General features: G+C 41.3%; 7 protein-coding genes. 3 read left to right on the top strand and 4 right to left on the bottom strand.

From position 1 onward, the window contains the following. Positions 1-51: 51 nt before the first annotated feature. Positions 52-864, bottom strand: a complete 813-nt coding sequence (locus LU293_RS00965; protein WP_242748071.1) for a tetratricopeptide repeat protein — start codon at positions 862-864, stop codon at positions 52-54. Positions 865-1,167: 303 nt separating this feature from the next. Beyond that, positions 1,168-2,493, bottom strand: a complete 1,326-nt coding sequence (locus LU293_RS00960) for an MFS transporter (protein WP_242748070.1) — start codon at positions 2,491-2,493, stop codon at positions 1,168-1,170. 147 nt (positions 2,494-2,640) lie between these two features. On the opposite strand from LU293_RS00960, the gene LU293_RS00955 reads away from it, so the two are divergent. Then, complete coding sequence (locus tag LU293_RS00955; protein WP_242748069.1) at positions 2,641-5,412, top strand: autotransporter assembly complex protein TamA; 2,772 nt, start codon at positions 2,641-2,643, stop codon at positions 5,410-5,412. Between the two features lie 99 nt (positions 5,413-5,511). Continuing rightward, positions 5,512-10,497 carry a translocation/assembly module TamB domain-containing protein gene (locus LU293_RS00950; protein WP_242748067.1) on the top strand — a complete coding sequence of 1,662 codons (4,986 nt, stop codon included), beginning with the start codon at positions 5,512-5,514 and terminating at the stop codon, positions 10,495-10,497. Between the two features lie 71 nt (positions 10,498-10,568). On the opposite strand, the gene hemP is transcribed toward LU293_RS00950, so the two are convergent. Further along, positions 10,569-10,730: a hemin uptake protein HemP gene (gene hemP / locus LU293_RS00945; protein WP_242749793.1), complete on the bottom strand. Its 162-nt coding sequence runs from the start codon at positions 10,728-10,730 to the stop codon at positions 10,569-10,571. A 461-nt stretch (positions 10,731-11,191) separates the two neighbouring features. On the opposite strand from hemP, the gene LU293_RS00940 reads away from it, so the two are divergent. Then, positions 11,192-12,211, top strand: coding sequence for an NUDIX domain-containing protein (locus LU293_RS00940; protein ID WP_242748065.1), 1,020 nt, complete (start codon positions 11,192-11,194; stop codon positions 12,209-12,211). A gap of 156 nt (positions 12,212-12,367) precedes the next feature. Here the strand turns inward: LU293_RS00940 and LU293_RS00935 are convergent, their stop codons facing one another. Then, positions 12,368-12,907 carry a DUF2059 domain-containing protein gene (locus tag LU293_RS00935; RefSeq protein WP_242748063.1) on the bottom strand — a complete coding sequence of 180 codons (540 nt, stop codon included), beginning with the start codon at positions 12,905-12,907 and terminating at the stop codon, positions 12,368-12,370. Positions 12,908-13,150 lie beyond the last annotated feature (243 nt).

The raw sequence follows: 13,150 nt of genomic DNA, 5'->3' as shown, positions 1-13,150 counted from the left end.
AGTCTTTTTGGATTAATAAAAAACCTGCCAAGATAGGCAGGTTTGTTTAATTTATTGGTAAGGCTTAATGCTTAGGTCGTTATCAGGGATTGTCCAGATGTAATATCCGCCATTTTCCACGATATTGACTTGCTTGGTAATCTGCTCATTAAGAGGGTGCTTAGCTTGTAGCTGCTTGAGTCGGCGAACTGCAGCAGGTTTATTGTCGCTTAATAAGTCAGCTTGGGCTAGGCTTTGCTCTGCTTCAAGATAGCCAAGTGAAGCGGCTTTTTCTAGGTATTTTTTACCATCGGTGAAAGCACCTGTCTCTGCCAACATCATGCCAAACATGAAGTTGGTTTCGGCATCTTGTGGTTTCATCTTAATGGCTTTTTGAATGTGTTTTAGTGCACGCACTGCATAATCTGTGCCGATATTTAGGTTTCGAGCCATGCTGTTTAGCTTGACCGCACGCAGCACGACATCAAACGAGGCATCAGAAGCACTAGCATAAGGCTCTATCCAGTCGGATAAATGTTTGATGTTTTGTTCGGCGGTATGCTTTGAAGTAGCGTTTGGAAAGTTTGGTGGATAATGGCGTGCATTAGGTGAGACATCATCAATAAATTCATCAAGCAACGTAACGTCAATCAAAGTTTTACCTGAGCGATTGGCAGGAATAAGCACCGTATCAATGGTCTGAACGTGACTAATGCTAACTGATGGCGTAGGCAGGCTTTTAATCGGTGTGGTGAGTAGATTGGTGTGATTGCTCGTGATGACGCTCGTAATCTCACCACGCATAGCAGGGCTTTCGTATGTTTTGGCAAAACCTTGAGAACTCATGATTGCACTTAAGCCAAGTAAAAGAAGTGTTTTTTTCATAAAATTATCCATTAAATCAATGATAACCTAGCTAGGTTGGTTAAAAATAAGTTTTTAATGCAAGTGGTTAATAATAACAGATTTTACAGTTTGATTTGTTTTATTTTGGTGAAATTTTGCAAATCTATGTTGATGACAGTAAAAATATCACGCATTTTACGATGGATAAAGTGATAACGCTTTTAAATGAGTTGTTTAAGTTACAATTATATAAGTTACAATCATAAATTATGTTGATTTAAAATAACCCATTTAAAGCGTTGCATCATGCACTTTTTAAATCATGTGATGGTCTTTAGAGTGCTAATCAATCACATCATTTGTTTTGGGCGTCATGGTGTGCTGATATTGATGAAGTTTTTTGTACAAAAAAAGACCAAATATCGCATTAATGATGCCAGTAATTAAGAATAGCTGAGGTAGATCAAGCTTTAAGACAGCAAGAATGATGATAGAAAAAATTGCCGATCCCACCATAAAGATAGCATTAAAGATGTTATTTGCCCCAATAATGCGTGAACGGTGGCGTGCAGGGGCGTATGTCTGCATAAAAGAATAAAGCGGAACAATGTAAATACCGCCAAAAAATCCTAATAAGAACAATGCTCTGCATACACTTAAAAACCCATCCATGTGTAAGATTTCATAGATAGAATAAGCATTTTGGGGTTGAATGGCGTTTAAAGCGTTTAGTGAAAAGTATAAATCTATGGCAAAAATACTTAAGCCAGTAATGCCAATTGGTAATAATTTTAGGCTGATTTGGTTTTTGGCAAGGGTCTTACATAACAGCGATCCGATGGCTGTGCCAACAGAAAAAAGTGTTAAAAGTAAAATGACGACACTTTCATTACCATGTAAGATGGTCTTACTAAATTCAGGGGTTTGGGTAAGAAAGGTTGCACCATAAAACCAAAACCAGCTATTACCTAAGATGATAAAAAATAGCAATGGCAAGCCATACAAGTACTTAACAAGCGAGATAGTTGGACGTAAAAGGTGATAGTCTATGCAAATATCTGGGGCATTTGGCGGTGTTTTAGGTAGGTATTTGGAGGCGATAAAACCTAAAATAGCGATGCTGATGGTGCTGATAATTAGCCAAAGCGTTGGGTTTTTAAGCTGAGTGAGCATACCTGCCATCATCATGCCTGTTAAGATAGCAAGGCTTGTACCTGTCTGAAATAAGCCATTTGCCCCAACAAGCTCGTCTTTTCGCATGACTTGGGGTAGATAGGCATACTTAATCGGACCAAAAAACGCTGAGTGTGTTCCCATTAAAAATAACGCAATAAATAATAGCCAATACCACTCAAACACAAACCCAATAGCCGCTAACACCATGATGATAATCTCTAACAGCTTAATCGCTTGGGTTAGGCGTGATTTTTCATATTTATCAGCAACTTGCCCTGCAATTGCGGAAAATAAAAAGTAGGGTAGTATGAATAATAATGCTGCAAGATTATTGAGTAAGCTTACAGCAACATTTAATTTGGCAGCGGCTGTGTATGTTAGCACCAAGATTAATGCTTGTTTAAATACATTATCATTAAATGCCCCTAAAAACTGGGTAAAAAACATAGCACTAAAGCGGCGGTGCTTAAATAAAGAAAACTGACTGGCCATAGAGCTTTTGGTATTATGAGAAATTAGAATTGTGATATAATAGCACCAATTTGTATTTTAATCTTTAGTTTTGTGGTTTTGATAAAGTTTTAACAGTAATTTAGCATAAGTTTAACAAAAGCTGCACAAATTTGGTAAAAGGACAGTATGACAGGTTTGATAAGCCCCTATTTTTTGGCAACTGCTGATCGCAAACACCCAAAAACTGCACTAAAGCCCAATCGCTTGGTGGTTGCGATGGCAGCTGTGCTAACGGTGCCGTTTTGTCAGTTAAGCTTTGGGCAGTCTTTTGTACCTAGCGACCAAGAGACTGATGAACTGCCAGCACAGCTGTACACGCCAAAACAAATTGAAGATCGACTAAATCAAGCCTTGCATGATGGCGTGTTTGATGAGACTATTTTTGACGATGTCATTGTTTCTAGATTGGGCGATAATTCTAATCCCATTGGGTTTGATGATGATACAGTGATTGACTTGCCAGAGCCCGACTCCCAAAAAACCCTTGGTATCGGTGCTGATGGTAAGCCTATCACTCAAACAGGCATTAATCCTGATGTGTACATACCCAAGTATCACCGCGAGCAAGATTATACGACCGAAGTGGCAACGCATCATGTTGATGAGATTAAACCTGATGGGCTATTAAAACGCCTGTATGATCGTGTGTTTAATGATGGCGTCAGTAGCGTGCCAAGGCTTGATGTTAGCTTATTTCATAGTCATGGCGATATTAATAACACAAGCATCGATAACCTGACTAAAATCAAACGTGGTGATGCCAAAGATGAGCCGTATGCCAATATTAAGGCAGCTCTTGAGGATATTACCGCAGAAAGCACGGCAGATTTTCGCTCTGCAATGCCAAGGCTTATGCAGACCGCCCAAGCTGCCGCACGAGCAGTTGGGTATTATGATGTTAAACTTCGTATCACAAAGCAGGAGTTTGGCAAAATTAACGTCATTATTGATGATATTGGTGAACCTGTTATCGTAGATCATCAGATCTTAGAAGTGCGTGGCGAAGGTGCAGGGGATCGTGCTTATCAAGAGGCGGTATCGTCTGAAGTACTTAAAATAGGCGATACATTTCATCATGGTAAATACGAATCTAATAAGTCTTTGATAGCAGAAATTGGCGATGAGCGTGGCTATTTTGATGGGCGTTGGCTAGATAGCTCAGCAGATGTCATCTTGCCTGATAATGCTGCTGATGTGAGTCTTGTGTATGACACAGGTGAGCAGTATCAGTTTGATGATGTGGTGTTTTTTACCATTGACCCTAAGACAGGGCAATATACCACAGACCCTGATAAATTACCCGTAAAAGCAAAGTTATTAGAAAAGTTGGTTAATTTTCAAATGGGCGATGCTTATAATCGTCAATCGGTTCAAAATCTATCCAGTGATCTTTTGGCAACTGGGTACTTTAACACTGTCAATACCGAAACCGTATTCCCAGGTGGTGATGATGCAGAGGGAATTGACTTTGAGCAAGGTGATGGCAACGACGATCAAAAGCCTGCTGAGGTGGATAACAGCATCGTCCAAACAACCCAAACGATAGATTTAGGCGATGGCATTACCGCAGATGTAACGCCTGTTGAGTTTAGCACTTCTCAGATAATCCAAGATAAGTTGGCACTGGTGACCCAAAAAGCCAATCGACTGTATAACGCCCCTGAAGATCGCTTGCTTGCAATCAATACCCAAAGCAAGTCTAAAAGTATCTTAGCTAAAATCAGTGATGCGGTAAGTAATGTGGCACGAGCCATACTGCCTGACGATGACGGCGAAGTTGATTTTTCAAAACAGCAGCCTAAACTTGCCAATAAAAAAACACCGCAGCAAGTACAGCAAGATAAGAAAGTTCCGTTGTATGTTTTTGTGATGGCAGACAAGCCACGAGATGCTCAAATCGGTCTGGGCTGGGGGTCTGATAGCGGTACACGTGTCGTAACTAAGCTTGAGCATAATCTCATCAATAAAGATGGCTATCAAGCAGGCGTGGAGCTTGGGGTTTCACCCCATCAAAAAAATGCAACCTTATATGCTTCTAGACCACTAAGCCATCCGCTTAATGATAAGCTTAGAGCTGCTTTAAGCTATGAAGAAAAGGCGTTAAATAACGGTGCAAAAGGCTTTGATTTAAAAACAAGAACTTTAGAGCAAAGTGTTAGCCGTAACACCATTAAAGAAAATGGATGGAATCGCAATTATTCACTTCGTTATCGCTTAGATGAACTGCAAACAGGTATAAAAGGCGAGCGTATTAAGGATTTGCCAGTAAAATTCGCTGATGGCAGACCCACCCAAGAGGCACTTTTGGCAGGTGTATCGTTTAGCAAAAATTCTATGGACGATATTGCCAATCCCATGCGTGGCTATCGCCAGCAGTATTCTTTGGAGTTGGGATCAAAGCATTTGATGACTGATACGGATATGGCAATCGTTCGAGCAGGAATTAATGGCATGTATAGCTTTGGCGATAACGCATACGGCAAGAACCGTGCCCACCAAGTCAGCGGTAGCCTAAATGCTGGCTATATCGTTGCTGATGATTTTAATGACGTGCCTTATAAGCTGCGTTTTTTTGCAGGGGGTGATCAGTCAATTCGTGGTTATAATTATGAAAGCCTTTCCCCCATTTCTGATAAGGGCTATCTTACAGGCGGTCAGGCATTGGCGGTGTTAAGTGGCGAGTATAATTATGAGATCATGAAAGGTCTGCGTTTAGGAGTGTTCGCCGATGTGGGTAATGCTTATGACAAGAACTTTAATAACGAAACAAAAATTGGTGCAGGCGTAGGCGTGCGTTATGCTTCTCCTGTGGGTCAAGTGCGTGTAGATGTGGCGACTGGTATCAAAGAAAAAGACCGTTCTGTTAAGTTGCACTTTTTTATTGGCTCACCATTTTAAACGTATCTAAATACTAAAGAGCACAGTCGCTACTGGACGATTTTAGACTTAATTTTCATTTAGGCAGAGTGCCATAATTTAATACCAATAAAATACCTTATGACAACAAAAACCACAACTTCGATAGGTGAAAAACCCCCCAGCCCAAAGGCAAAAAAGCCCCGCTGGCTATTGTGTTTAATTTATCTATCAGCTGCTATCGCCGCCCTTGTAATATTAGTGGCAATGCTGATATTTTATGCTGTCAGCACAGACACAGGCACCAAATTTCTATTAGAAAAAATAGCTTCTGAGACTGGCACGAAGTTAAAATACAACAAAGGTAATCTACGCCATGGCGTGTGGGTAAGTGATGTAGATATTGCCCAAGGCGAAGACATCACATTACAAGTAAACAAAGCCTATATCCAGATTGGCTGGCGGGCGGTGCTTGCTCGGCAGGTTCATTTGACTAAGGCAGATATTGATGAGCTTGTGATTAATAATAAAAAGCCGCCTACTGGTGAGCCTTTTGATTATGCGACGATTAAGCTGCCGGTTGATTTATTATTACAAGATGTTACTGCAAATAAGGTAACTTATAAGCAGGCGACTGTCGATCCTATTTATGTGTATGATATCGCTGTTAAAAAGCTAGATTGGTCAGGCACTCAAGTGCAGCTGACGGACGGTAATCTGACCTATAATGATGTCATGTCGGTGCATCAAGTATATGGCGGTATTGACCTTCAGGGTGACTATCCGCTACATGCCACAGCTGATGTTAAAATTAATGCCTTAGATGATCTGTATGTTGATGTCTTAAAGGTTAAAGCAACAGGTTCTTTAAAACACACCAAAGGCACAGTAACCAGTAAATATAATAAACATGATGTTCACGGTGTATTTGATGTGCGTGGCTTAGAAGATGGTTCGCCATTTAATGCAAAACTTTCTTATGATAAGGTTTTACTGCCTTATGCTACTGATCAGCAGATATTTTTAGAAGATGGTGTTATCACGGCAAGCGGTGTGATTGATAACATCAAGCTTAGCATCGATTCTGACCTTAAAGCAAAAGACATACCGAATGGTCGGTATGTAGGTCGTGGCGTGGTTCGTGATGGTGGTATGGACATTCCGTTCTTACAGGCGACCACAGCAAACGGCGTGCTTAATGCAGATGGTAGGATGGAGTGGTCAGATGGCTTTGAATTAGATGCTGTGCTGCGAGGTGATGGCTACCAAATCCGTAATGACGTGCCTGCCGAACATGATAATCTAAAGCCTTATTTGCCTAAGACATTGACAGGCAGTTTGGGTGTGCGTTATGTAAATTTAGACAAGCCTACCAACACCACCCAACTTGAATTTGACCTAGAGCAACAAGATGGCGAAGTGGTGCAAGCGACCTTAAAGCAGTCGCAGCACGCACCAAATCAGCCTTGGCATATTGATGCAAGTTGGAGAAATTTGCATCGTACCAATGTGCCAAGTCTTGATGTGATTCATAGTCCTGTCGGCAAGGCAAGCATTATCGCTGGCGATGGCTATACCCAGATTGACGCCCAAGCAAAAATCAACGCTTTATCAACAGCACCAAAGGGCGATTATACGGTTAAGACGACACTAAAAGGTGATGATATTCAGCTAAGCCGCCTTGATTATCAAGGGGTGATGGGAGATTTGTATGGCAATGGCACTATTCGTCTTGCTAATAACAAACGACCATTAACTTGGCAAATGAATCTAAAAACCAACAAATTGATCCCAAATGCGTATTTTGATGTGCCAAATAAAACGCCAATCAAGACCCTTTTTGGTGACATCAAGGCCCGTGGCGTGATGAGAGAATTGGAGCGTGGTAGAGCTATTCATGATGTGAGCATTGATTCTACCGACTTAACCGCCATATTAGCGGATCAATCAAAAACTAAATCCCCCCAAAAGGTTCATATTGCAGGTCAGGGTAAGTCTGTCATACATCTAAATGATGGCAAGATTCAGCATTTTGACGCTACTTTTTTAGGTGATGTGGATCAAAATATCCAAGCAGGTGTTGATCGTGCTGCAGTTAAGCTGCATGTTTTGGGTGATATGGATCAGATTAATATTAATACGCTTAATGCCAAAGGGGATTTTGGTGCTGTGTTGGCATCTGGCAGTGTACAGATGACAGATGGCGTGGCTTGGAATGTGGTGGCAGATTTAGACGGGGTGGATACGAAGCGATTTGCCGATAAGCCTGAGTTTGCAGCAATTTTAAATGGGCGATTAATCAGCTCTGGGCGTTATAAAAACGACGCATTAAGTAACGTTGTTGCAAAGTTTAACGGACAGATAACCAATGATACCATCAAAAACGGCAACCTTAGACTGGATTTGACAGGTGATAATAACAAATTTAACATCAGCCAGCTAAATTTTAATCATGGTGACAGCAGTCTGTCTGCGACAGGATGGGTGGATATTAGCCGTGGCTACCAGTGGAATGTGATGGCAGCTGCCAAAAACTTTAATATAGGTATGTTCTTGCCAAGCTCATCTAGTAACATCACAGGCGGACTGCGTACTCATGGAAGATGGGATAATGACGCTCAGATTGTAGCGATTGAAGATCTAAATGTTCAAGGCAGTTATAATAAAAAGCCAGTAAGTGCATCAGGTTCGCTATATGCCCATTTGGTTTTACCAAAAGATTTGACAGCCTATTTAAATGAACTTAAACAAGCAACCAAGTCAAAATCAACAGAACAGTTGCTAGGCTTAAGGGGGGTGATTGACGACAAAGCACGTCAAGCCCAAGGTATCGTTCGCTCTTTAAATGCCAACCATCTAAACGTCCGTATGGGCAATGACTTTATTTCAATGAATGGTAATAAGCAAAGATTTGTTACCAGTGTGAGTATCCAAGATCTTAGCCAATATATTACCGACGCTCGTGGTAAGGTAGATGGCGGTCTTATCTTAATAGATGACGGACGTGCCTTGCCATCGGTTTATATTGACTTGATTGCAAGTGGGGTGCGTGTGGCGGGTATTATTATCCAAGATGCTAGCGTGCTTGGAAAGATTGTCAATCTGGGTAATTCTAACAGTCAGCTTATACTAAAGGCAACGGACGTTGTTGCTTTTGGGCGCGTCCTAAAAGCAGTGCGTGTAGATTTTGAAGGAATTGAAAGCGAGCATAAGCTTGCGATTAAAGCACAAGGGGCGACCGCTGACTTGCAGGCTAAGGTGACAGGCGGTCTTAATCGTCAAACGATGCATTATGCAGGCGTGTTAAGTGACGCTAAGATTTACACCAAGCAAGGAAAATTTATTCAAAATCAGCCAGCCGAATTTGATGTTGGTATTGAAGACACTAAAGTTCAGCTTGCTTCTCATTGTTGGCAGTCGCTTAGCGCAAATAGCACCCAAGGCTCATTATGCTTTAAAGACACTTTAAGCTACACACCAAATGGCGGTCACGTTAACGCAATTATCCAAAACCTAGATACTTCTGTGCTTGATTTTGCGATGCCCAAAGACATCACTTGGCAGTCTGTATTAAATGGCAAGGTGCAGGCACATTGGCAAAAAGGCACAAACCCTACGATTAATGCTGTGCTGTATTCAGATCATGGGCGTATTGGTGTGCATCAAGAAGATGTCGGTTATACTGACATGCCTTATGATAGGGTCTCTGTTATTGCACACAGCGTCCCCGAAGGGCTTAAGCTTAGAACGGATATTGCAGGAGCGGTGGGGCGTGGTTATGTTGACGTCGTGGTTGATCCATTTAAACAAACTAAGCCTATCACAGGTGCTTTGGTTGTTAATAACATAAATTTAGCTGTTTTGGGCCCATTTTTCCCTGAACTGCAAACCTTATCTGGGGAGGCGAGTGCAGCAGGCGGTGTGGGTGGCACGTTATCAAACCCATTATTTTATGGCAATGCGTCTTTAAAAGATGGAAATGTTGCCATCGCAGGACTACCTGTCAATCTCCAAAAAATCAATCTAGATGCTAAGATTCGAGGTAAAAACGCCACGATTGAGGGGAGTTTATTTAGCGGTCAAGGTCAGGCACAAGTTGCAGGTCAGGCAGATTGGCAAGATGACATACAGGCTAAAGTACGCATTGCTGGCGAAAATTTAGATGTGGTAAAACCGCCATTATTAACAGCCCAGATTAGTCCAGATGTTGAGGTGGTGGTTAGACCTTCTGAAAAATACGTAGATATTAAAGGTGTGGTATCTGTACCAGTAGCAACCATCAGACCGCCAGAGGCAAGCGAAGACATCGTTGTAGAGTCGCCAGATGTTACCGTGCTTGACCGCCGAAACTCAGGCAATGTGGATAAAGTACTGTCTACTGTCAAGCCATGGAGCATTAACGTAGATCTTGGCTTAGACTTAGGTAACGATGTCGTGTTTCGTGGATTTGGTGCAAAACTGCCTTTAGCAGGGGCATTGCACATCACCCAAGAAGGACAGGGCGGGCTGCATGGCTTGGGCGTTATTCAGGTGTCAGAGCGTGCTAAGATTGATGGCATTGGCCAAAACCTTGAGCTTAATTATGCCCAAATTCGCTTTAACGGTGGTGATATTACAAATCCTAGATTGTCAATAGAGGGTGAAAAACAAATTGAGGGTAAGACAGTAGGTGTGCGTGTGCGTGGCATGGCGAGCGACCCTGCCATCACTGTGTATAATGACGCTGGATTAAGCGAACAGCAGGCGATGAGTGCCTTGGTAACAGGACGCATCAGTGAAGCTGCTGATTCACAAATCTCAAAACAAGGTTTTCGCTCGCAAGTTACAAACAACTTGGTGGCAGCAGGGCTAAGCTTTGGTCTGTCTGGCACTCGTAATCTGACTAACTCCATTGGTCAGGCTTTAGGACTTCAGAGCTTAACCGTCGATGCGTCAGGTAATGCCCAAGATACAAGTGTAAATGTTACAGGTTATATTTCACCAGACTTATACATTCGCTATGGCGTTGGTGTGTTTAATGCTGATTCGGTATTATCCATGCGTTATCAGCTGACTCGTCGTATTTATGTTGAGGCTACGAGTGCCACCGAGAATACAGTAGATGTCATTTATCGCTGGAAATTTTAGTAAGAAGTGGCATAAAATCAAAAAGCACCGAGCAATGTCGGTGCTTTTATCCATTGACCAAAACGCATGGGTTATTTGGTGAGAATAAGGCGGTTATTACGAGTTAAGCGTAAGCGATACTCTTCTCCTTGATGTTCAATGCGGACTTCCTTGGTCATGGCAAATAGGTTTTGTGAGTGCAGTGTCGGCAGGCGAGTGCTTTCACGATTGCTAAAATAGCGAGCGATGGTCATAGTCATGGCGATATTCCTTATAAAGTGGGTTGCAGGTTTTTTCCTGAGCCACATTGGCTAAACTTTGTTAAAGATTGCTCAAGTTGTCTCAATAAAATGATACTTATTAATATATAATAATAATTATCATTTATAATCATAATAGCAAAGGATTTTAAAAAAGTAAACTAAATTTTTATTTTTTTATTATTTTTTTAGGCATTAAGCCTTATCTTTGGTTTAAAAAATAAGATAAATGTAAGTCAGTCCTAAGTGGGGTTTGTCAATGACACCTACTGCGTTTACAAGCTTTAATAAAAGATTGTAAGCTTTGCTGTTTTTACTTAAAAATAAAGATTTTTAAAATAATTTAAGTAAAACAAAAACCATCAATGCACTGTCATTTATAACTGTTTACATGATAAAGTTATAGATAAGCCTAATGTTAAATAAGATACTAAATAAGATGATAAAGGATGCATATGCTGTGCCAGATAAACCAACAACACATTAACTTAAAGACGATATCAGTTGCTATTGCTGTGCTAACTTATGGCGATAAATTTTTATTGGCAACTCGCCACACCCATCAGCATCAGGGTGGTAAGCTTGAGTTTGTCGGCGGTAAAATCAACAAATCAGAGAGCCCTGTGTTAGCTTTAGTGCGAGAGCTGCAAGAAGAGCTTGGACTTGATGTGGCTGCACGCCAAGCAGTTAAGATGGGACGTATCTGCCATCGTTACGAAGATAGGGCGGTACAGTTGCATGTTTTTTTGGTTGAGCTAAACGATACTCAGTATGACAGTCTTAAAAACCAAAGGCTTGGTAAAGAAAATCAGCCTTTAACGTGGCTTGATTTTGATGAATTGGTGGCAGTACGACATCGTCTGCCAGCCGCTAATCAGCCGATTTTGACATGGCTGACGCTCCCTAAGGTAGTGGCTATTTCCCATGAGTTGGCGGCGTTTGACACGATTGATGATTGTATTGTTACTTATCAATCACTCCCTGCACAGACAGCGTTATATCTGCGATTAAAATGCGATAAAGCTATCGAGCAACAAGTCATTTATGACATCAGCCAAGCTAGAGCTGATGTGCCACTGTTTTTACCCTTACAAAGTTATAAAAGCCTGCCAGAGCCTAAATCATCTAATATTTTGGCAGTGTGCCTAACCCAAGATGAGCTAATGGCGTGCTGTGCTGATGATTTGGTAGGTTTACCACCGATTATGGCAAGCTGTCATGATGGTGATAGTGTCATGAAACTAAATCAGCTGTCTGAAAAAATAACCGTCTTAGGGGCTTTCGTCTCTCCGGTTCAGCCCACTGCCACCCACCCTGATGCTGCGGCACTTGGATTTGAGAAATTTGGTAAACTTGCTCGTTTTTGCAATGTGCCTGTCATGGCATTAGGTGGATTAGCCCCAAGCGATTTGGCACTTTGCCAACGCTATGGAGCGTGGGGTGTTAGTGGCATTCGTAGTTTTATAAAGGCTTAGGTTGAGAGTGTTACTAAGTCGCTTGATGTGCGTAATATATATGCTCATCATACAGCTGATATCCTTGTCGTTATTGACACCAAGAACTTATCAAGATGCCTTACCATGACATCTATCATAAAAAATCAGCCCTTATTTAGGACTGATTTTATTTCATCATTCTGCTAAAATCGCAAAAATCTCTTGCTGCATTTTGGCTTGTAATTTAGCATTTTCTGGATTATTTGATGGTGCTATAAGAGCTCCAAAGATATGGTTTAGATTGGCAAGATACTCTGACGATACTTTTTCTAACTTTTTGGTGATGCTTTGACCTTCTTTAGTAGAAAGAAATTGATTATACGCATCTACTTCAGCTTGAGTGTAACTGGCTTTAGCAGCTGCAATAAAGGCATCTAGGTTTTGTTTTTTAAATTCAGTATCGTTGAGAAAGGAGCTTGCCGTTTGTCGAGTGTATTTTTCAAATACATCACCGATACGTCTTTTTTGGTCGGCGGTGATGGTGTTATTTTGCTCAACTAACTCTTCAAATGCCATGCGCTGACTATGTAAGGCGGCATAAACACCAACTTCTATTTGTTTGTCTAGGTCTTGTAGCTGTGCTAATTTGATAAGTGAGCTATCGCTTGGGGTTTTGGCAACCGCAGAGCTTGTAAATAAACTGATGGAAAGTAGGGCGATGGCAAGTTTTTTCATACATTTTTCCTTTAGTAAGTAGTAAGTTGCTAAGATGACAATATAACTCATTTTCATTTATCCGTCAATTTTACCGCCCCACATATTTATAAGCTCATAGTTTTGGGGAAAATGACATTTTAGATTAGCATGGGTACTGCTTTTATCTGAGCATTGCCAAAGTTTGTAGCAGTTTTGTTGATGATTGCGTGATAACTAAAAGGGCGATAGCTAAAAAGGTTTGTGATACTTTGTTTGTGGCTT

The sequence above is a fragment of the Moraxella nasovis genome (assembly GCF_022701215.1).
Lineage (GTDB): Bacteria > Pseudomonadota > Gammaproteobacteria > Pseudomonadales > Moraxellaceae > Moraxella > Moraxella nasovis.
This window is presented reverse-complemented; position numbering and strand designations above follow the sequence as displayed.